The organism is Rouxiella aceris (assembly GCF_012933545.1).
In the GTDB taxonomy this organism is placed as follows: domain Bacteria; phylum Pseudomonadota; class Gammaproteobacteria; order Enterobacterales; family Enterobacteriaceae; genus Rouxiella; species Rouxiella aceris.
Map to the genome: position 1 here is coordinate 96783 of NZ_JAADJU010000001.1, position 21604 is coordinate 118386.

The following is a 21604-nucleotide window of genomic DNA, read 5'->3' on the forward strand; positions in this document are numbered from 1 at the left end:
CTTACCTCTTTTTAGGATTCAGATCGGACGCTGTACCGCCGCAGATGACTCCTGCCTGGCTTCTTTCTGCGCCTGTTCGGCACGACGAGAGGCCACTTTGACAAATGGCAGGTAAATGGTTGTGGCTACGGCAATACACAGCAGTTGCGTCACCACCGCGCCCATGGAACCGGCGGTGGAGAGCCAGGCATTGATCACCGGTGGCGTGGTCCAGGGCACCATCACCACCGCGCGCCCGGCAAAACCGAGGCTGGTGGCGAAATAGCCGATAGTGCCGGTGATCAGCGGGGTAATGATAAAGGGAATGGCAAGGATCGGGTTGAGCATGATCGGCATACCAAAAATCACCGGCTCATTGATATTAAAGAAGCTTGGCCCGAGTGAAAGCTTGGCAATCTCTTTCATCTCTTTACGCCGCGTGGCCACTAGCACCGCCAGCAACAGCCCTATGGTGCAACCGGAACCGCCAATGCTCATATAGACGTCCCAGAACGGCATGGTAATAATATTGGGGATCTCTTTGCCCTGCTCAAAGGCGGTCATATTGACCATAATCGCCCCCAGCAGCAGAGGTTCGCGGATCGGTTTAATCATCTGGTTGCCGTGAATGCCAATCACCCAGAACAGCTGCGCCACGAACATCAGCAGCAGGATCCCCGGCAAACTTTGCATCACCGACTCCAGCGGACGCTGGATCACCTGATAGACCGCATCGTAGAGATAGATACCGGTTAGCTGATGAAAGACAAAGCCAAAGGTAGCCACCACCACAACGGTAATAATCGCCGGGATTAGCGCGGAAAAGGAGGCTGAGACATTAGGCGGCACACTTTCCGGCATTTTTATACGCAGGCGGTCAAAGGATTCGAGTTTGCAATAAATCTCCACCGACAAAATGGCAATAAACATGCCCAGAAACAGACTTTTGGTATCTGAGAACTGTTTGGCCAGTACGTCTTTGACCTCCTGCATCTGACCATTCACCATCATATCCAGCGTGGTCGGCGTTACGGCAATAAAGCAGATCACCGCCAACAGACCGGGAAATAACGAGCGAGAACCATTAATTTTCCCCAGTTCAATACCAATTAAAAATACCGCACCGATAGTCAGAAAACTCAGCGTGGCATAATTAATGCTGGTCATAATCGGCTTCAGGCTGGCAAGAAAGGCAAACCACTCAAAATGCGCCAGACCATTTTTCGGATCCATCACCATATTGGAAATAAGCACCGAGAATGCGCCAACAATAATAACCGGCATCAAGGTTATAAAAGCGGCCTTAATAGCCATTATATAACGCAGGCTGTTAAAGGTATTAGCAAAGCCCCCGAGGGAATCGATCAAACGGTCTTTAAAGGACATGACAGCACCTCTGTTTATAGCATCATTATGTTGTCTCGTGCGCCATACGGCTGCCGAAACAAGATGTTATGGATCTAGCTGGTCTGATGTAGGGTTAACGTCCATGCATGATGCCTCCTTTTGCCAGAAAAATTTATTAACCAATCATCTGGCATACCAAAAAATAGCCTGATTTGGCTTATTTTCTGTGATCTTATTCTCAGAAGCGAATATTGGAATTCCAATATAGTGAGTTACACCAATTTTGGTATGCCAATATGGATTTCGCGATGAGCATAGACCTGGAACAGACCATGATGGAACTGCTGATTAATGCGGGAGAAGCGCGCTCTTGCGCCATGCTGGCCATTCAGAGCGCGCGCAAACAGGCGTGGGAAGAAGCAGATCAACAGTTGGCTGCCTCGCAACAGGCTGCGCGCGAGGCGCACAAAGTGCAAACGCAATTGATTGGACTCGATGAGGGTAGCGGTAAAATTCCCATCACACTGATTATGGTGCATGCACAGGATCACTTGATGACCGCGATATTATGCCGTGATCTGGCTGAAGAGATGGTAATGCTAAGAAAGGAGATGTATGCGGGGGCGGCACATAGAGGTCCTCACCTCCTGGACCATGCGGTGCAAGGATCAGACTGCTGACAAAGCCCGTTTTAAGGGAGAGTGCACCCTTGGGGTGGTAGCGGGCTTACCCGCCGGAGCGCCCCTGGGTGCACTATGCCCGTGTATCTCGATCATCAGGACGACTTTGTCATCCGGGGACAATTCAGATAAGTTCCAGGGCCAGTAACTCATCAATGGTCTGACGGCGGCGGATCAAGCGCGGGATGCCATCTTCAAACAGCACTTCCGGCAGCAGCGGACGGCTATTGTAGTTGGAAGACATGGAGGCACCGTAAGCACCGGTGTCGTGGAACACCAGATAGTCGCCAATTTCTGCCTGCGGCAAATGACGGGTTTCGACACCGCCACCGGCCTGTTGCGTAAAGACATCGCCGGATTCACATAAGGGTCCGGCAATCACTGATTCGCGCAGCGGTAGCTGGCTGATATCGCGGCCATCGGCTGGTAGCAGTGAAATATGATGATAGCTGCCATACATTGACGGACGCATCAGGTCGTTAAAACCGGCGTCGACCAGCACAAAGTGACGGCTGCCCATCCCCTTGGCGGCGCGGATCTGCGCCACCAGCACACCAGACTCAGCCACCAGAAAACGCCCGGGTTCAATTTCCAGCGCCACCGGATGGCCGAGATGTGCGGCAATCTGCTCACGGGCGCGGTTCCACAAACCAAAATAGTGGTGGGTATCAATCGACTCTTCACCAAACTGGTAAGGGATCGACAAACCGCCGCCAGCGGAAATCGCCTCAATATCCTGCCCAAGTTCAATCACCTGGCGCACCATGGCATCGCACACCTGCTCCAGGTGCTGATAGTCCACACCGGAACCAATATGCATATGGATACCGACCAGTTTTAGCTGATAAGCCTGAATTTTTGCCAGTGCCTGCGGCAGATCGGCGTACCAGATACCGTGTTTGCTGTTTTCGCCACCGGTATTGGTTTTCTGGCTATGGCCATGACCAAAACCGGGGTTAACGCGCAGCCACACCGGATGACCCGGCTTTTGGCGACCGATCTGCTCGAGCATATCAATCGATCCGGCATTGACCGGGATCGACAGTTCCGTCACCCGATCCAGCGTTGCCTGGTCGATCAAATCGGCGGTAAACACGATTTCGCTGGCTTCACCGGACTTAAATCCCGGTTTAAAACCGGCATGCAGCGCACGCTCGATTTCGCCCAATGACACGGAATCGACCTTGACGCCTTGTTGCTGCATCAGGCGCAGAATATGAATATTGGAACAGGCTTTTTGGGCAAAACGGATAACATCAAACTGACGCAGTTGCGCAATACGCTGTTGAATAATCTGTGCGTCATAGGCCCAGACCGGACAGCCAAACTGTTGCACAACTTGCAGAAGATTGGCGCTGTTTAACGCCGTATTTCGATCATTGAGGGCAAATGGCATCAGGTTCTCCGTTGAGCACGCCGTCTTGATGACCGCAGACTCAGGCAATAGGGAAGTCAAGGTTATGACGCTATTATGGCGCGGCAAACATCGGGGATAAAATATCTATTTCGCCGGAGTCTATTCATTTATGATATACCTTTGCCGCATAAAGGAGCGATCATGTCAGCCCTGTCACTACGCCATATAGAAATCTTTCATGCGGTGATGACCACCGGCAATCTCACCGAAGCGGCAGCGCTGTTGCAAACCTCGCAGCCGACGGTCAGTCGCGAACTGGCCCGATGTGAAAAGCTGCTTAATCTGCAACTGTTTCAGCGTCTGCGAGGACGGCTGTTTCCTACCGCGCAAGGTTTAAGATTGTTTGAAGAAGTGCAGCGCTCCTATTACGGCCTCGATCGCATTATTAATGCCGCCGCGGGGATCCGCCAGTTTGAACAGGCGCAGCTGTCGATCGTCTGCCTGCCGGTATTTAGCCAGTCATTGCTGCCGGCGATCTGTCAGCCATTTTTGGCGCATTATCCGGAAGCCAGTTTTAATATTGTGCCGCAGGAATCGCCGCTGCTGGAAGAGTGGCTGTCGGCCCAACGCCATGATCTGGGCATTACCGAAAACCCGCATACGCCAGCGGGCACCGACAGGCAGACATTGCTAACGCTTAATGAAGTCTGCGTATTACCGGTGGATCACCCGCTGGCGGAAAAGGCCAGCCTGACGCCGCAGGACTTTCAGGGAGTGAATTTTATCAGCCTGTCGGCGACGGATAGCTATCGCCAACTGTTGGATACGCTGTTTAGTGAACAGGGGGTTGTGCGACGCCTGGTAATGGAAACCCACAGCGCCGCCTCGGTATGCAGTATGGTGGCCCAGGGCATCGGCGTTTCTATCGTTAACCCGCTCACCGCGCTGGAGTATGCACAGCCGGAGCGCGAGGGGGCCGGAAGAGTGGTGATCCGTCCTTTCAGTGAGTCAGTGCCCTTTACGGTTAGTCTGATCCGCCCACAGCATCGCCCTGCTTCAACGCTTGTCGATACCTTTATCGACTATTGCCACCAGCAGGCGACCCGCTTTCCGCTGCGGCTGGCTAACGCCCTTAGCCGCTAAAAAACTGGCACGCGGCGCTTATTCGCTCACACGCTGAAAAGTGCCCGCTGCCGACACATTGTGACCAAAGCCGCAATCGCCAACCGTGTTCAGCACAGCGCTTTGCCTGGAGAAATTCATGGTTACGCGACAATCCGCGCCCCCTGCGTTCTCATCGTTTATCCCCTGATAAACTGCCTGCTGATCTTTGATCGTCGTCACCGTGGAAAATTCGCCGGTATTGGGGCCGTAGTACAACGACATGGCCCCCATCGACAAGCCGCTAAAATGGATCACAAACTGGCTTCCTTCCGGTTTGACCTCAAGGGTGTTCCAACTGCCCTGCCCGGCATATTGCCAGTAGAGACCTGTCGGCCCTTCTGCCAGCGGCTTAAGCGCCAGTTTGCTCTGCACCTGCGCCAGATTAACTCGGGTTTTCTGGTCCTGCTGCGACGCCAGACCAAGCCAGGCCAACGCCTTGCCATATTGCCCCAGATGCAGATAGGTCAGGGCAATATTGTTATAGGCCACGGACGTAGCGCTGGCGGGCAAATGACAGAATTCACTCCAGGCAACCTGATCGCGAAACAGCTCCTGCGCTTTGGCATAATCTCCCTGTTGGTAAGCGACTTTTCCCGCAGAAGCATAGATGCCGGTTTTTAAACAATCCGCTTTAATATCAGGTTCATCAATTTTTGCCCAAGCCGACGGGCATAAAAAACATCCTGCGACTAAGCACGCAGGTAGCCAGACTTTCATCATTTTCCCCTTTGTCTCGCTGGCCAATTGGCCAAAATCAAGGTGTGTCATTGTGCTTAAGGAAAAACATCCTTACAAGTCAGGCATTGCTCTCTCGCATATGGTCACTCATTCTGTGATGATTAGGCACTACCGCTTATTACTTTTTTATATGGCTATTTATGACTCAAAAACCTGGGAAATCGGCACGCTGGCGTGCTGTCTGGCAGTTGATTAAGCCTTATTGGCAGTCCGAAGAAAAGTGGAAAGCCTGGGGCATGTTGGCCGCAATCGTCATTCTCTCCCTCTCCTCTGTCTACCTCAGCGTACAGTTCAATGAATGGAACAGGGTGTTTTATGATGCGCTGCAAAACAAAAACTTCCCGATATTTAAGCAACAATTATTTAAATTCAGCTGGTTGGCACTGATTTTTATTGTTGTCAGTATCTACAAGGTCTATCTGACCCAGGGGCTGCAAATGAGCTGGCGGCGCTGGATGACCAACGAGTATATGAATAAGTGGTTAAGCAATCACGCCTATTACTATACCGAACATCAGCATCAGGTGGATAACCCCGATCAGCGTATTGCCGCCGATCTCAATGCCCTGACCTCCGGTACCCTGTCATTGACGCTGGGACTGCTTTCCAGCCTGGTGACCCTGTTCTCTTTTATCACCATTTTGTGGTCGGTCAGCGGGCCAATCAGCTTTATGCTTGGCGCACAGCAGATCACCATTCCCGGCTATATGCTGTGGTTCGCCCTGCTGTATGCGCTGATCGGATCGCTGGTTGTCGGCCTGATTGGCCGTCCGCTGGTAAAACTGAGCTTTAACCAGGAATGGTTTGAGGCAAACTTCCGTTTCGGACTGATCCGTATCCGTGAAAACAGTGATGCCATTGCCCTCTACCACGGTGAACAAAGCGAGAAACAACAGTTAACCGACAACTTTGAAGCCATTCGCTCCAACTGGTGGTCAATTATGCGACTTAGCCGTCGTCTTAATTTTGCCAGTTCGTTTTATGGTCAGTTTGCCATCATCTTCCCAATCCTGGTGGCGGCACCGCGCTATTTCTCCGGCGCTATCCAGATGGGCCTGCTAATGCAGATTTCCTCGGCCTTTGGTCAGGTACAGGACTCCTTATCCTGGTTTATCAATGCATTTAGTGATTTAGCCAGCTGGAAAGCCTGCGTTAACCGTCTGGCAGGCTTTAATGCCGCCATTGATCAGGTTAATGAGCAACCGCGTGGCATTGCGCTGGGTCATAGCCAGGAACATGACCTGCAGTTGCATAATCTGACGCTTAATCTGCCCAACGGCAATCCGCTGTTCTCGGCGGTCAGTGCTTCGCTGGCGGCTGGCGGTCGGGTGCTGATAGCCGGTCCTTCCGGCTGCGGCAAGTCAACCCTGCTACGCGCCATTGCCGGTGTCTGGCCCTATGGGGCTGGTGAGATTAAAACGGCGGACAGCAAGAAGCAGCTGTTTCTGCCACAGCGCAGCTATATTCCTATTGGCTCGCTGCGCGAAGGACTGAGCTATCCGGAAGAGAGCGCCAATCATAGCGATGAGCGGTTGTGTGAGGTGCTTGAGGCCTGTTGCCTGAGCCATCTGCAACCGGCGCTTGAGCAATATGCCAACTGGAGCCAGCGTCTTTCTCCGGGCGAACAACAGCGTCTGGCCTTTGCCCGCGCAATGTTGATTAAACCGGATATCCTGTATCTCGATGAAGCCACCAGCGCCCTCGACGACGATACAGAACAACGCATGTACCAGTTGTTACTGGAAAAACTGCCGCACACGAGTGTGATCAGCGTGGCGCACCGCAATAGCGTGGCGAAATATCATCAGCATTGCTGGCGCTTTACCCAGCAGGATGATGGTCAGTGTAATATGACGGCAACCGTTCTCTAGCGCAAAGCAAGCTCGCGGGTTTACAAAAAGTTTGGGGTCACCATCGACCTCAAACTTTTATTTTTGCCCGAGGTGTTTTTAGCAGCAGTCATTTTAGGCGTTTAAAAAACTTTAGATTTTCACAATATATTATAAATATTAAAACCATCATCTACTTATCCAATCAAAAAACAGAAATCATTCAGCATATTTAATTTATCGACAATCGATTACCTCAAGTCAATTTAAATATATATTTTAATGTGGTTATATTAATACGTATTAAATACATCAGCCACAGTAAATACTGTATCTATATTGACTTATATAATAAGGAATGGTTAACTATTTCCCGAATACCCCTGTTATTAAGTAAGGACACTTAAATGAAATACAGACTAACCTGTCTGGCGATAGCCATTTCTATCGCATCTACGGCTAACGCTACCAACCAAAAAACCTTAACGATTCCCTCTTCTTCCCAGCAATCTGAAGTCAAAACTGAAAACTTTGCAATGCTTCCAGTAGAGAAACCCTCTGACCGAACAGGGAGTTATTCCTTTGAAAAAGGATATACTCTTGTCGGTTCTGCAAGCAATGATCGACTTATTTACCTCGCATTATTTAATTCAGATAAATATTTATCAAAACTTACTGTATTAAGCAATGACACTAAAAATCTATTATTTTCCACAGAAATAAAAGGCAAGGTTGTTGCTGCTCCCCTGTTAAATCATGAGCAAAGACTCGCCATTCTGCAATTCACAGAAAACAGCGCCCAAGGGGGATTCACTAGAATAATTTCCGTGAATACTTCTACGGGAAAAATTGCTGATACTTATGTTAGCTATGATGATTATACGCCCGCGGGTTTGGCAACTATCAGCGATCCTGCCGGAAATACCGTATTGTTCTATGGCAAAAATCATAAAAAAGATAATAACAGTCAATTGGTAATGCGTATCCCTACCGACAATGTGGCTAAAGTAGCCGCCTTCAATGAACCTATTGTCGGACAACCAGTGGTCTTGGTCAGCCCGCAACAAACAAAAAGTAATAGTCGGTTTGCCGGCAAGATCTATATCACAACCAAAACGTCATTACATGCCCTGACATTTGGCCCCCGCGAGATCACTCCCCTGTGGAGCTTCCCCCTGCCTTTTAGCAGTGATGAAATCTCCAACGCCGGGATGGCTATCGATGGCGATGGCGCCATTATTATCAGCAGCAAACAAAATGGGTTGGTCGCCGTCACCCCACAGGGTGAACAAAAATGGGTGGAGCATCGTCTTCCCTATCAGGGACAGTTTATGGGGTGCCAGCCGGTTATCGATGACAATGGTCTGATTTATTCTGCCCGTAGCAGCAAGCGTGCCGACAACAGTTTCACCTCTAGCCTGTTTGCCACAAACAGTAAAGACGGATCCTTTAAAGCCGAACTGTTCCCGATCAGTCAGTGGGCAATTCAGCCAGAATGTGAAAATATCACCCTCAGTGAGCAAGAGCGTATTAATCTGGTGGTCAGGGGGCAACCGAAAGGCCTTAAGCTGGATGCCATACAGGTTTCCTCCAGTAAACCGGTCACGCCTTTAACCGAAATACAGGATCATCAACTCCTTGACTGGAGCGCGTTACTTAATGATACACGCGGAAGCCTGGCTAAAAATGGCCCCGACTACAGTAACCTGATGATTACTCACTTAAGTGATCTGGCAGTGGGTACCGGCAGCGAGCTGGTTTATCTGCGTGGTAACGATGACGACGGCACTGCAGATAGAATTTGGCCAACTTACCAGTCGGATTTCGCCCGTTCCGGAGTACAAACTGAAGGGCAGAATAATGTTCCGCGCCCAATAATCAAAGCCGAAGGCAAACCGGAAGCCAATAAGCCCATGACACTGATCGGTAACCCGACAACAGGTTATGATGGGGAAAAATTAGCCACTCTCTGGAAACAATTATCCCAGTACGGTACTGAAACCAAGTTACCTGACTGGGCAGTCGCAGAAGGCAATAGACTTAAACTGACGCCCCCAGCCAATGTCTATGCGGCTGACTATCGCTTCCGTTTCAATGCTGGCGATAAGCTGGTGACACGTAGTACAGACTATAAAATCCAGGTCCCTGTTTATAGTAATGTGCCACAACCGGTTATCACCCCAGGCGGTGTCGCTGAGGGCGGTAAAACCATGACGCTGACCGGGACGCCGATCCAGGGTATTGATGGTTCAGACTTATCAATCAACTGGAAACAATTATCTCAATACGGCAGTGAAACCAACTTGCCAGATTGGGCAACCGTCGAAGGGAATAAACTCAAGCTGACGCTCCCGGCCTATACCTATGCCAATGAGTATAGCTTCCGTTTTTATGCTGGCGATAAGCTGGTGAAGCGTAGCGTGGACTATAAAATTCAAGTGCCAGGCTATACCAATGTGTCGCCACCGGTTATCACTCCAAGCGGTGTCGCTGAAGGCGGGAAAACCATGACGCTGACCGGCAGCCCGATCAAAGGCCTTGACGGGTCAAACTTGGCAACCACCTGGAAACAAGTAACGCAATACGGCAGTGAAATCAGCTTACCCAATTGGGCCACTGTAGAAGGTAATACCCTTAAACTGACCCTCCCGGCCTCTACCTATGCCAATGACTATAACTTCCGTTTTAAGGTCAGCGACAAACTGGTGTCGCGTGAAGTGGACTATCAGGTCAAATTGCCAGCCTATAGCAATATTGCGACACCGGTTATCACCCCGAGTGGCGCGGCGGAAGGCGGTAAAGAGATGATACTGACCGCCACTCCGACCGAGGGCGTGGATGGCAGCAAATTAACCATAGTGTGGAAAGAGATGTATTCGTCCAGTTATGAAGGCAGCTTACCCAAATGGGCTACAGCAGAAGGCAATAAGCTCAAGCTGCAACTCCCGCCGAGTGCCTATGCCAATGAGTTTACCTTCCGTGTTAAGGTCAGCGATAAGCTGGTAACACGCGATCAAGACTATAAAATTAAAGTACCGGTCTATGCTAATTTTCCAGAACCTACCGTCACCCCTTCCCAGGCTGGCGAAATCATGGGCGGGCAGGAAGTGTCACTCACGGGCATGCCCATTGTGGACATCAGCGGTACTGCTCTTTCCGTAGAATGGGGGTATTCAACCAGCGATACCTGTGGCAAATATGACGCCAAACTTCCCAGCTGGGCTACAGTTGAGAACAAAAATCAACTGAAACTGACGTTACCCCAGGGGAAAGGAAAACATATTTTCAATTTTCGGGTTAGCGATGGTCGCCTCGAACGTTGTGGCAGCTACACCGTAGATGTCCCGGCCTATACCAATATCGTCGCCCCAACCATCACCCCCAAAGGGACGCCGGCGGGTGGCAAGTTGATGGAGTTGATTGGCGCACCAACAAAAGGTTTAAATGGTCGCAACTTAAAACTGGTATGGTCGTATATTGATTATTTTGGCAATAAACAATCCTTGCCAGAATGGGCTGTGCCGGTCAGTGAGGTATTAAAAATCACACCACCGGTAAGTGAATTACTCAGTTCCTATACTTTCCAACTCGAGGTGTCTGAACCTTCATCGACTAAATCAGATGAAGGGAGACAACCGCGTACCGTTGAGTACAAAATTGATGTTCCAGCCAGTTAATCCGGCACCGTCCCATTGAAGGATCCCCCCAGAAGCACTACGGCATTCTGGGGGTTTTTAGCAGCAGACGCGCAACCGTCCCCATAAATCAACGGGGAAAACCTGCGATCGCACGTAACGATCAGTTTTTAATCATTTTCTGGGCGATAGTCCACAGAAATCAACACGGCACTTGGTCAATTGTATAGCTCACTATACAATTGTCAGAAGCTATATCTCATTATGGGTTGTGGCACTGCCTGCAATTCAGGAATGCCGATGAAAATTGATAAAAACTCGCTTATACCCTTCTATTTGCAAATAGAACAACAGCTTACCGAAAAAATAAGCTCCAAAGAACTTAAACCTGGCGACGCCATTCCCACCGAGGCAGCACTTTGCGAGATCTATGGCGTTTCGAGAATGACCGCCCGCAAGGCGGTTGACTATCTGGTCAGACAGGGACGGGTGGCGCGTTTTCGTGGCCGAGGCACTTTTGTTATCGACAATAGCGATAAGCAAAAAGCGGTATTACCCCTCGATCGCCATTTTAGCTCCACCGAAATTGCTGAAGAGTTGCATCTGGCCATTGAGAATCAGGTACTGGAGTTTTGCCAGGTTAGCGCCGAGGCGGAAATTGCCGCACTGCTTAATATCCCCGTCGGCAGCACGGTGTATTTTATGATCCGCCTGCGGATGCTCAATCAAAAACCTTTTGTTTATGAAAAAACCTGGATGCTTGCTGAGCCGTTCCCGGATCTGACCCGTGAAGCCCTTACCCAGTCAAAATATGCTTACCTGCGTGAACGCGGTTTCTCGCCCGCGGGTAGCACCAAACAGATTTCGGCAGAGTTACCGGCCAACAAGATCCGTCAGGCCCTTGATTTATCGCGTGATGAGCCAATTTTACATGCCCGCTCATTGGCGTTTTTTAGCGATAAGACACCTTTTGAGGTCTCTGATATTTACTATAACCAGCGCGATTATCGATTTAGCGTTGAGGCTCGCTGCTAACTGGCGAGTCGAGTTTTTACCTGGTTGGCAATCTGTTCGACCTGCGGTCCATAAATCACCTGTACATCGGTTTCCGTCACCCGCTTCACCCCCATCGCGCCGGTAGTCATCAGCGTTTTGTCCACCACCTGGGTCATATCTTTGACCTTGACTCTCAAGCGCGTGAAACAGCAGTCAACATCGACAATATTGCCTTCGCCACCCAAGCCTTTAATGATATTGGCGGTTTTGCCATCACTAGCCTGCGGATCGCTAGATGTCGTTTCAATATCGCTGTCATCTTCTCGCCCCGGCGTTTTCACCTGCATACGCAAGATCACCCAGAGAAAGGAAAAGTAGTACAGCGGCGCATAGATGATCCCCAGCATCAGCGGATACCACCAATGGGTTTTACTGCCACCGAGAATACCGAAAATTACCCAGTCAATAGCGCCCCCCTGCACATTGCCAATCATCACCTGCAGCAATTGCATCAGCACAAAAGAGAGACCGGTTAATACTGCGTGCAGCACATAGAGCACGGGCGAAACAAAAATAAAGCAGAATTCCAGCGGCTCAGTGATACCGGTGGTAAAAGAAGCCAGAGCACCGGCCAACATCAAGGCTTTGACCCTGCCCTTATGCTCGGGTTTGGCGCAGTGGTACATGGCCAGCGCCGCTGCAGGCAAGCCAAACATCATCACCGGAATTTTACCCTGCGCCAAAAAGCGCGTGGCCTGACGCGTAATATCATCACTGATGGCACCGGGATTAGACAAAGCGGCATTAAAAATATTTAGTGCACCGACCACGCTTTGATGATCCAGGGTCGTCACGCCACCGATGGGGGTAAAGCGCACGGTTTCATTAATAATATGGTGCAGACCGGTAGGGATAAGCAGGCGCTCCGAGGCGGCATAGATAAAGGTCCCTATCTCACCGGTACGGCCTATCAATTCGCCAACCCACTGGATCCCCAGCGCAATAGAAGGCCAGACCAGCGATAACAACACCCCGACTATCGGCAACACCAGGATGGTGATGATCGGCACAAAGCGGCGGCCACCAAAAAACGCAATCGCCGTCGGCAGCGTAATGGTATAGAAGCGATTATGCAGCCACATGGTGATCAGTCCTGCCAACACCCCACCCAGCACGCTCATATTGTAAGTAAAGATCCCCAGCGTATTGGTGAACTCCGCGGTATAGATCATTGCCTCACTGGCGGGCATGCCCTGAGCGGTAAGGTGCGCCACGCTGATGGTTGCCGGGGTAATATTTTGTGCCAGCAAACTGTAGTTAACGCCGATATGCAAACCAACAAAACCGATCACTGCGGAAAAGGCGGCGGTAGCCTTCTCTGCATTGGCCAGTCCCATGGCGGTGGCAACGGCAAAAAACAGCGGCAAATTGGCAAACAGCGCACCTGATACCTGACGGATAAAGCCGATCACCAGCTGCAATGACTTCATATGGGTGAAACTGTCGCCCATGATCGTCGGGTTCTGCAATGCCGAGGCCAGACCGAGAAAAATCCCCGCCGCCGCAATAACGGAAATAGGCGTCATCAGAGCCTTTCCCAAGTCGTGGATTTTGCTGCCTAATTTAATCATGTATTTTTTCCCTCAGGGTCAACGCATAAAAAATGTTGCTACTTGAGTAAAGGCAGAGAAGGTATAGCTGTATAGACATATAAGTCAGGACTATGAATCCGATCACATATTACCAACAAATCAGATACAATTTGGAAAAGACGTGCGCACCAGGAACCTCTGTATGGCACAGCGAAGAAGGGGGCAAAAAAAAAGCCCACATCGGACTGTGGGCATTGGGGCTGCGAGACACCGTGGTTGGTGATTACGGTTGCAACAAAGCAAATATGAGAACTGCTCGCTCTCGATAGATAACTTAACGGTATTCCTCTCCAACCTGCAGACTTTTCTCGTTAGTTCACTGTTAAAAAGTATGTGCTATTTTGATCCAGATCACACTCCTCTGGCGAAAATTTCAGCCAGTACAAACAGAATATCTTACTGCCAACAGCCAAAAAAGTAGTTTACTATGTTATTAATATCGTACTATTTGTTGTAAATTAACATAAAAACAGATAAACCTTACAGATAACACGGTTTAAGCATTATGAAATTCACCACCGTTATGAATTATTTTGACATATATCGTCACCAAATCCTTACAGAGGGAATGCGGCGGCTCTCGTATAGTGGGGGACTTATTGAGAACGATTGTTCTCAAGCCCATCAAGAGAGTGAATTCTATGCGCCTGAAGGTTCTTTCTATCAGTACAGTGGTACTGCTTTCTGCTTGCGATGGCTCTGCTGGTCCGGCGGCACAAGCGCCAGCCCAGGCACCGGCTGTTGAAGTCGTTACCCTGCAATCTCAACCTGTTACCCTGACCACCAGCTTGCCTGGTCGTACTTCTGCGGTCAGAACGGCGGAAGTCCGTCCACAGGTCAGCGGTGTTATCCTTAAACGTACTTTTGTCGAAGGTAGCGAAGTCAAAGCGGGTCAGCAGTTGTATCAGATTGACCCCGCCACCTATCAGGCTGCCTACGATAAAGCGATGGCCACCTGGAAAAGTGCTGCGGCAACCTCTACCCGCTACAAAGGTCTGGTGGAATCACAAGCCGTTAGCCGTCAGGTCTATGACAATGCGGTAGCCGCCACCGGTGAAGCTGCAGCCGACCTGGAAACCGCCCGCGTTAATCTGCAATACACCAAAGTGTATGCGCCAATTTCCGGGCATATTGGCCGCTCATCCGTAACCGAAGGGGCATTGGTCACCAGCGGGCAAACCACCGACCTTGCCACCATCGACCAACTGAATCCTATTTATGTCGATGTCAGTGAATCATCGCTGGATTTGTTGCGTCTGCGCCGGGCATTAGCGGAAGGCAAACTGACCTCGGCCGGGGCCAACGCTGCACAGGTTAGCCTGACACTGGAAGATGGTAGCCAATATCAGCTGCCGGGCAAACTGGAATTCTCCGAAGTTACCGTTAACCAGGGCACCGGCTCAGTAACCCTGCGCGCCTCCTTCCCTAACCCGAAAGACGTCTTGCTGCCAGGCATGTTCGTCCATGCCACACTAAGCCAGGCCGTAGAGGAGAACGGTATTCTGGTTCCTCAAGAAGCGATCATGCATGACAACAAGGGCAAACCTTATGTCTACGTAGTGAAAGCCGACAATACGGTAGAACAACGTACTATCACCACCGGTCAGATGATGTCTGGCAACTGGCTGGTGACGTCAGGCCTGAATGCCGGCGATAAAGTGATCGCCAATGGACTGCAAAATGTTCATGTCGGCGCCAAAGTTAACGCCAGCGAGCGCAAAGCAGCGGAAGCTAAAGTGGACTCAAATCTGTCAATGACTGACCCATCCGCGCAATAGAGGAATACAGATGTCGACTTTCTTTATCAACCGCCCGATTTTTGCCTGGGTGCTGGCGATTGTCATAATGATAGCCGGTGCGCTATCTATTATGAAATTGCCGGTCAATCAATATCCCAATATTGCCCCACCGGCGATTTCAGTGACCGTCACCTACCCCGGTGCTTCGGCGGAAACGGCGCAAAACACCGTGGTGCAGGTTATCGAGCAACAGCTTAATGGCCTCGATGGCTTGCGCTATATCGAATCGCAAAGTAACAGCGACGGTAGTGCCACCATTATCGTGACCTTTATTCAGGGGACCGACCCGGATATCGCCCAGGTCCAGGTACAGAACAAAGTGTCACTGTCCGAGTCTCAGTTGCCTACCGAAGTCGTCAACCAGGGGATCCGCGTTGCCAAGTATCAGCAAAACTTTATGCTGGTCGTTGGCCTGGCCTCTACCGACGGCAAGATGAGCAACTCCGACTTGGGTAACCTGCTGGTTACCAAGCTGGAAGACTCCATTGTGCGTACCAAAGGCGTGGGTGACTTCCAGGTATTTGGCTCTGAGTACGCCATGCGCATCTGGCTGGATCCCGCCAAACTGTATAAATACTCGCTGATCCCCAGTGATGTCTCCACCGCCATTGAGGCGCAAAACGTTCAGGTTTCTTCCGGGTCACTCGGCGGCCTGCCAACGGTAAAAGATTCCAAACTCAGCGCCACTATTATTGGTAAAACGCGTTTTGACAGCATCAAGCAATTTCAGAACGTACTGCTGAAAGTCAACGCCGACGGCTCGCAGGTGCGCCTGAAAGACGTGGCCAATATCGATTTAGGTCCGGAAAGCTACTCGATTTCCACCACCTATAACGGCAGCCCGTCGACGGGTATCGCCCTGCGCCTGGCTACCGGCGCTAACGTACTCGATACCGCCAACGCAGTAAAACAAACCATTGCCGGATTGCAGTCCTCTTTACCTGCCGGTGTGCAGGTGGTTTATCCGTATCAAACCTCACCGGTGGTCAGCGCCTCGATTCATGAAGTATTAAAAACGCTGATTGAAGCTATCGTACTGGTGTTCTTTGTGATGTTGCTGTTCCTGCAAAACTTGCGCGCCACCCTGGTTACGACCTTGGTTGTGCCGGTGGTATTGCTGGGTACCTTTGGGCTGCTGAATGCCTTTGGTTATTCCATCAATACCCTGACCATGTTCGGCATGGTGTTGGCCATCGGCCTGTTGGTGGATGACGCCATCGTGGTGGTGGAAAACGTCGAACGTGTGATGCACGAAGAGAAGCTGTCGCCAAAAGACGCCACCATCAAGTCAATGAAACAGATCCAGGGCGCATTGTTCGGTATTGCCCTGGTGTTGTCGGCAGTATTGGTGCCAATGGCCTTCTTTGGCGGTTCCACCGGGATTATCTATCGTCAGTTTTCGATAACCATCGTCTCCGCCATGGCGCTGTCGGTTATTATGGCGCTGGTTTTTACCCCGGCGCTGTGTGCCACTATTATCAAAAGCAGTGATGATGACAAAAAAACCACCGGATTTGCCGGCTGGTTTAACCGCAACTTTGATAAAGGTGCCGCCAAATATACGCAAAGCGTCGCCGGGGTAATTTCCCGTCGTCGTCTGTTTATGTGTATTTATCTGGTGATTGTCGTGGTGATGGGCTTTATGTTTACCCGCGTCCCTACCACCTTCCTGCCGGATGAAGACCAGGGGATTTTATTTGTCCAGGCGACGCTGCCAGCCAACGCCTCGGCGGAACGCACACAGCAGGTGCTGGATGAGGTTCGTGCCTATTTCCTGAAAAACGAAAGCGCGAACGTCAACTCGGTGTTTACCGCCAACGGCTTTAGCTTTGCCGGTCGCGGACAAAACGTCGGTATAGGTTTTATATCGTTAAAATCCTGGGAAGATCGTCCCGGTGCCGCCAATGGTGTCCAGGCTATTGCCGGTCGCGCCATGGGGCATTTTGCGCAGATCAGTGGTGCCCGAGTCTTTGCCTTTGTGCCGCCAGCGGTACTGGAATTGGGTAATGCCACCGGTTTTGACTTCTATCTGCAAGATACCAATGCGCAAGGTCATGCCGCGCTGATGGCAGCGCGTAACAAGTTCCTGATGCTGGCATCGCAGGACAAACGCCTGATGGCGGTGCGTCCAAATGGTATGGAAGATGAGCCTCAGTACCAACTGGAAATTGATGATGAACGTGCCCAGGCCCTGGGTCTGAGCCTGAGTGATATCAACAACACCTTGTCTGCGGTGTGGGGTTCCTCATACATCAACCAGTTTATGTACAATGATCGCGTGAAAAAAGTCTACATTCAGGGCCGTGCCGCTGCGCGCGTGACGCCGGAAGATTTAGGCAAATGGTATTTCCGCAACAGCAGTGGGCAAATGGTGCCATGGTCAGCCTTTGGTACCGGCAAATGGGTGTTTGGTTCGCCACGCTTCGAGCGCTTTAACGGTGTTTCTTCCGTCGAGGTTCTCGGTTCCCCTGCCCCTGGTCGCAGTACCGGTGATGCTACCCTGGCAGTTCTGGATATTGCCAAGCAGCTGCCACCTGGCTTTAACATTGCCTGGCACGGACTCTCTTATGAAGAGCAGCAATCAGGCTCGCAGACTCCGGCGCTTTATACCCTGTCAATTATCGTGGTGTTCCTGTGTCTGGCAGCACTATATGAGAGTTGGTCAATTCCATTCTCTGTCATGCTAGTGGTTCCACTGGGTATTCTCGGCACCATAGGTGCAGTATTACTGCGTGGATTGTCCAACGACGTCTTCTTCCAGGTAGGCCTGTTGACAACGGTGGGGCTGGCAGCCAAGAACGCCATCCTGATCGTTGAATTTGCCAAAGAACTACACGAAAAAGAGGGAATGTCGATCACTACGGCAGCCATCGAAGCAGCCAAGCTGCGTATCAGGCCAATTATTATGACCTCGATGGCGTTTATCCTCGGTGTGATACCGCTGACCATTTCTCATGGTGCAGGTTCCGGTAGTCAGCACTCGATTGGTACGGCAGTAGTGGGTGGGATGATAACGGCAACATTCCTGGCTATTTTCTTTGTTCCAATGTTCTACGTGGTCGTGGTTAACCTATTTACCCGTAAGTCACAAAAACAAGATAAGCCGCATTCAGATACTGAGGTTTCCAACCATGAATAAACCACGTTTTGCGCTGCCGTTCTTGTCGGCGCTGACACTGACCATTTTGGCCGGCTGTACCATGGAGCCAAAATACGATCGCCCGGCATTGCCGGTGGCCAGTGACTGGACCACCAGCAAGGGCGTGGACGCCGGTAAGGCACAGGACATCGGCTGGAGTCAGTTCTTTAACCAGCCAGAGATGAAACAGGTCATTGCCCTGGCACTGGATAACAACCGCGACCTGCGCGTTGCGGCGTTAAATGTCGATACCGCCCGCGCCACCTTCCAGATCGATCGCGCGGCACTGTTGCCAACCCTTGACGGTACAGCGGGTGAAACGGCTCAGCATCTGCCGGGCAATCTCTACTCGACCAAAGCCACGGGTCCGGCAACCTACCAACAATATAGTGCCGGTGTTGGTGTCAGTTCCTATGAGCTGGATCTGTTTGGTCGTGTGCGCAGCCTGCGTGATAAAGGTCTGGAGACCTATCTGGCCACCGCCGCAACCCAGCGCGCCACGCAAATTACGCTGGTCTCTGAGGTCGCCGAAGGTTACCTGAGTCTCGCCGCCGATAACGATTTGCTGAAACTGGCGATCGATACAGCCAACAGCCAGAACCACTCTTATGAGTTAACCAAACGCAGCTACGATCAGGGCGTGAGCAATACTCAGGATCTGGTACAGGCTGAAACCACGGTGCGCAGTGCTCAGGCCGATATCGCGCAATATACCCGCCAGGTTCGTCAGGACGTTAATGCCCTGACGCTGCTGGTTGGTGCGCAGATCCCGGAAAAACTGTTGGCTAATGCCAGCCTCGATAATAACTGGAGCTTCCCGGCAACGCCTGCGGGTCTGCCTTCCGACCTGTTGACCCGTCGCCCGGATATTATTGCCGCCGAGCATACGTTAAAAGCGGCCAATGCCAATATCGGTGCCGCCCGCGCCGCTTTCTTCCCGCGTATTACCCTGACCGGTTCCGCCGGGACAGAGAGCGGCAGTCTGAGCAATCTGTTTAGTGGCGGTTCCGGTTTCTGGAGCTTTGCCCCGTCGCTAAATATTCCGATCTTCGACGGCGGCGTTAATCAGGCCAACCTGGATATTGCCAAAGACACCAAAAAGATCGAGATCGCCAACTATGAAAAAGCGATCCAGACAGCCTTTAAAGAGGTTTCTGACGGTCTGGCCGGTCAAGCTACTTATGGCGATCAGTTGAAATCCATTCAACTGGAAACCGCAGCTAACCAACGCAACTTCGATCTGTCGCAGATGCGCTTTAAAGGCGGTATCGACAGTTATCTGAACGTACTGGTGGCGCAACGCTCCCTGTATGGCACGCAGAAAACGCTGATCTCCACCAAACTGGCGCAGTTGAACTCGGATATCACGCTGTTCAAAGCGCTGGGCGGCGGCTGGAAAAAGTAATTCTCGTTGCAAAGCCAATAAGTTGTTAACTATAACGCCAGCGCAAGCTGGCGTTTTTTATTGGCTATTTAAATAATGCGGCCAAGCAAAACATGACTGGGAGTTATACTTTTCGCTTAATCAAGTAAATATATTATCCAACTACGCAGGCATCACTTAGATACCAGACTTTCAACGATTACTTTAAAACATTTAATATTGATCCTGCCGAATTCGATGTGGATAAATATTGGCACGTCGAAACCGGCGTTATCCCTAACTTTTTATTTCCCAAATCGATGAGAGTTTATAAGGTCGAACCACCCTACATATGCTAGCTGAATCGGCGAAAGCAGATCGCTGGCTTTACGATGAACGCCAGCGATCGTTACCATTGTCTCCGCGGGTATCTGGCAAAATAATAAATGCCAGCTTGCAATGACGAGTATTACCCCGCCCTACTCACTCTTTTATTTTATACCTTGCCAACCACCACCCAGCGCCGCGATTAGTTTCACGCTGGTAACCATTTGCGTACTTAATAGCGATAATACACTCTGTTGCTGACTCAGGCTGGTGTTCTCGGTGGAGGCAACATCAAGATAATTAATCATCCCGGCCTGATACTGATTGTAAGTCACCCGCGCCGACTCTTTGGCAGCATCCGCCGCGTTCTTTCTTGCCGCCATTTCAGCGTCCAGCGTATGCAGCTCAACCAAATAATCTTCCACTTCGCCCATGGCCGTCAGTACGCTTTGGCGATAGGCAGCAACGTCGGCATCATAGGCGGCTTCGGCTTCGGCGACCTTGCCTTTGGTAGCGCCAAAATCCAGCACTGTCTGACTTAACTCCGGCCCCAATGACCAGACGCGATTAGGCAATGAGAACAGATTGTGGAAGGCCGAACCGGCGTAGCCGCCGCTGGCGCTAAGGGTTAAATCAGGGTAATAGGCAGCAGTAGCAACACCTACAGCGGCGTTGGCCGAGGCCATGGTACGTTCTGCGGCGGCGATATCCGGACGACGCTGCAACAGCTGCGATGGCAAAGCTGCCGGCACCGCAGGCAGCGTCAGTTTAACCGGCTGGGCCGCCAGAGAAAATTGTGCTGGTGCCTTGCCTATCAGGATGGCAATGGCATGTTCCAGCTGCGCGCGCTGCCATTGCAGATCCAGCGCCGATGCCTTGGCGCTTTCCAGTTGAGTCTGCGCCTGGGCCAGAGTGGCTCGTGAAGTATCGCCGCCCTGATACTGGTGCTCAATCACCGCTAAATAACGTTGATAAGCGTCGATACTGCGCTGATAGAGGGCAATTTGTTGATCCATCACCCGCAGTTGGAAATAATCCTGCGCCAGTTCAGACTGGGCGCTCAGGGTGGCGTTGGCCAGATCGGCGGCACTGGACTGGGCGTTGGCTTTCTGCTCTTCCACCGTACGGCGTAGTTTGCCCCAGATATCCAGTTCCCAGCTGGCGCCGAGACTGGTTGATTGCTTGTTGCTGACCGTGCTGGCCGACCCGCTACGGGTACTGTCCACCGTGGCGGTAACCTGCGGGAAGAGTTCTGCACGTGCCTGCGTAACCAATGCCTGCGCCTGACGATACTGCGCGGCATACTGCGCCACGTTCTGATTGGAAATCTGCACCTGGCTAAGCAAAGCCGACAGTTGCGGATCCTGATACACCGCCCACCAGTCGCCTTTATTCTGGCTCTCTTTCGGAGCCGCAGCCGTCCAGCCTTTGGCTTCTTTAAACTCGGCTGGCATGGCGACCGCCGGACGATGATAGTCAGGGCCAACGGCGCAACCGCCGAGCCACAATGCCAGCGCCAGCGGAGCCAGACGAAACAGCCGAGAATTCGCGTTAGGAAGGGTCATGACCAGCTTTCACTTGTATTGGGTAATTGAAGAA

At 51.2% G+C, this 21604-nt stretch carries 13 protein-coding genes and 1 pseudogene; 9 read left to right on the forward strand and 5 right to left on the reverse strand.

Annotation, left to right across the window (positions count from 1 at the left end; genetic code table 11):
* Positions 1-18: 18 nt before the first annotated feature.
* Positions 19-1365 (reverse strand): PTS sugar transporter subunit IIC, encoded by a 1347-nt coding sequence (locus GW590_RS00435; RefSeq protein ID WP_169401066.1) that lies wholly within the window; start codon positions 1363-1365, stop codon positions 19-21.
* Between the two features lie 269 nt (positions 1366-1634).
* Between GW590_RS00435 and GW590_RS00440 the strand changes: the two genes are divergently transcribed.
* Positions 1635-2006, forward strand: a complete 372-nt coding sequence (locus tag GW590_RS00440; protein WP_169401067.1) for a PTS lactose/cellobiose transporter subunit IIA — start codon at positions 1635-1637, stop codon at positions 2004-2006.
* Between the two features lie 124 nt (positions 2007-2130).
* On the opposite strand, the gene lysA is transcribed toward GW590_RS00440, so the two are convergent.
* Positions 2131-3402, reverse strand: a complete 1272-nt coding sequence (lysA, locus tag GW590_RS00445; protein ID WP_169401068.1) for a diaminopimelate decarboxylase — start codon at positions 3400-3402, stop codon at positions 2131-2133.
* 162 nt (positions 3403-3564) lie between these two features.
* On the opposite strand from lysA, the gene GW590_RS00450 reads away from it, so the two are divergent.
* On the forward strand, positions 3565-4506 hold the full coding sequence (locus GW590_RS00450) for a LysR family transcriptional regulator (protein ID WP_169401069.1): 942 nt from the start codon (positions 3565-3567) through the stop codon (positions 4504-4506).
* Positions 4507-4524: 18 nt separating this feature from the next.
* Here GW590_RS00450 and GW590_RS00455 read toward each other — a convergent pair whose 3' ends face one another.
* On the reverse strand, positions 4525-5244 hold the full coding sequence (locus GW590_RS00455) for a tetratricopeptide repeat protein (protein WP_169401624.1): 720 nt from the start codon (positions 5242-5244) through the stop codon (positions 4525-4527).
* 161 nt (positions 5245-5405) lie between these two features.
* Between GW590_RS00455 and GW590_RS00460 the strand changes: the two genes are divergently transcribed.
* The 3 genes from GW590_RS00460 to GW590_RS00470 all read left to right on the forward strand — a co-directional run bounded on the left by GW590_RS00460 (position 5406) and on the right by GW590_RS00470 (position 11764).
* Entirely contained in the window at positions 5406-7136 is a 1731-nt protein-coding gene (locus GW590_RS00460) for an ABC transporter ATP-binding protein/permease (RefSeq protein ID WP_169401070.1), read from the forward strand.
* Between the two features lie 785 nt (positions 7137-7921).
* Positions 7922-10771 (forward strand): hypothetical protein, encoded by a 2850-nt coding sequence (locus GW590_RS00465; RefSeq protein ID WP_169401071.1) that lies wholly within the window; start codon positions 7922-7924, stop codon positions 10769-10771.
* A gap of 258 nt (positions 10772-11029) precedes the next feature.
* Positions 11030-11764 carry a GntR family transcriptional regulator gene (locus tag GW590_RS00470; protein ID WP_169401072.1) on the forward strand — a complete coding sequence of 245 codons (735 nt, stop codon included), beginning with the start codon at positions 11030-11032 and terminating at the stop codon, positions 11762-11764.
* On the opposite strand, the gene GW590_RS00475 is transcribed toward GW590_RS00470, so the two are convergent.
* Positions 11761-13356: a PTS transporter subunit EIIC gene (locus tag GW590_RS00475; RefSeq protein ID WP_169401073.1), complete on the reverse strand. Its 1596-nt coding sequence runs from the start codon at positions 13354-13356 to the stop codon at positions 11761-11763. The two genes, GW590_RS00470 and GW590_RS00475, sit on opposite strands and share 4 nt — an antisense overlap.
* A gap of 662 nt (positions 13357-14018) precedes the next feature.
* Between GW590_RS00475 and GW590_RS00480 the strand changes: the two genes are divergently transcribed.
* The 4 genes and pseudogenes from GW590_RS00480 to GW590_RS24580 all read left to right on the forward strand — a co-directional run.
* Positions 14019-15155 carry an efflux RND transporter periplasmic adaptor subunit gene (locus GW590_RS00480; protein WP_169401074.1) on the forward strand — a complete coding sequence of 379 codons (1137 nt, stop codon included), beginning with the start codon at positions 14019-14021 and terminating at the stop codon, positions 15153-15155.
* Positions 15156-15165: 10 nt separating this feature from the next.
* On the forward strand, positions 15166-18315 hold the full coding sequence (locus GW590_RS00485; RefSeq protein WP_169401075.1) for an efflux RND transporter permease subunit: 3150 nt from the start codon (positions 15166-15168) through the stop codon (positions 18313-18315).
* On the forward strand, positions 18308-19720 hold the full coding sequence (locus GW590_RS00490) for an efflux transporter outer membrane subunit (protein WP_169401076.1): 1413 nt from the start codon (positions 18308-18310) through the stop codon (positions 19718-19720). Before GW590_RS00485 ends, GW590_RS00490 begins: the two co-directional genes overlap by 8 nt.
* A gap of 301 nt (positions 19721-20021) precedes the next feature.
* Positions 20022-20141 (forward strand): annotated as a pseudogene (locus GW590_RS24580) (DUF1493 family protein); the annotation flags it as partial.
* A gap of 28 nt (positions 20142-20169) precedes the next feature.
* Here the strand turns inward: GW590_RS24580 and GW590_RS00495 are convergent.
* On the reverse strand, positions 20170-21570 hold the full coding sequence (locus tag GW590_RS00495) for an efflux transporter outer membrane subunit (RefSeq protein ID WP_169401077.1): 1401 nt from the start codon (positions 21568-21570) through the stop codon (positions 20170-20172).
* Positions 21571-21604: the final 34 nt, after the last annotated feature.

What these genes read in the sequence shown, in the direction of transcription:
- GW590_RS00450 (WP_169401069.1), top strand. Translation starts at nt 3,565, where the DNA reads ATGTCAGCCCTGTCACTACGCCATATAGAAATCTTTCATGCGGTGATG.
- GW590_RS00455 (WP_169401624.1), bottom strand. Translation starts at nt 5,244, where the DNA reads ATGAAAGTCTGGCTACCTGCGTGCTTAGTCGCAGGATGTTTTTTATGC.
- GW590_RS00495 (WP_169401077.1), bottom strand. Translation starts at nt 21,570, where the DNA reads ATGACCCTTCCTAACGCGAATTCTCGGCTGTTTCGTCTGGCTCCGCTG.
- GW590_RS00480 (WP_169401074.1), top strand. Translation starts at nt 14,019, where the DNA reads ATGCGCCTGAAGGTTCTTTCTATCAGTACAGTGGTACTGCTTTCTGCT.
- GW590_RS00490 (WP_169401076.1), top strand. Translation starts at nt 18,308, where the DNA reads ATGAATAAACCACGTTTTGCGCTGCCGTTCTTGTCGGCGCTGACACTG.
- GW590_RS00470 (WP_169401072.1), top strand. Translation starts at nt 11,030, where the DNA reads ATGAAAATTGATAAAAACTCGCTTATACCCTTCTATTTGCAAATAGAA.
- GW590_RS00485 (WP_169401075.1), top strand. Translation starts at nt 15,166, where the DNA reads ATGTCGACTTTCTTTATCAACCGCCCGATTTTTGCCTGGGTGCTGGCG.
- GW590_RS00460 (WP_169401070.1), top strand. Translation starts at nt 5,406, where the DNA reads ATGACTCAAAAACCTGGGAAATCGGCACGCTGGCGTGCTGTCTGGCAG.
- lysA (WP_169401068.1), bottom strand. Translation starts at nt 3,402, where the DNA reads ATGCCATTTGCCCTCAATGATCGAAATACGGCGTTAAACAGCGCCAAT.
- GW590_RS00475 (WP_169401073.1), bottom strand. Translation starts at nt 13,356, where the DNA reads ATGATTAAATTAGGCAGCAAAATCCACGACTTGGGAAAGGCTCTGATG.
- GW590_RS00435 (WP_169401066.1), bottom strand. Translation starts at nt 1,365, where the DNA reads ATGTCCTTTAAAGACCGTTTGATCGATTCCCTCGGGGGCTTTGCTAAT.
- GW590_RS00440 (WP_169401067.1), top strand. Translation starts at nt 1,635, where the DNA reads ATGAGCATAGACCTGGAACAGACCATGATGGAACTGCTGATTAATGCG.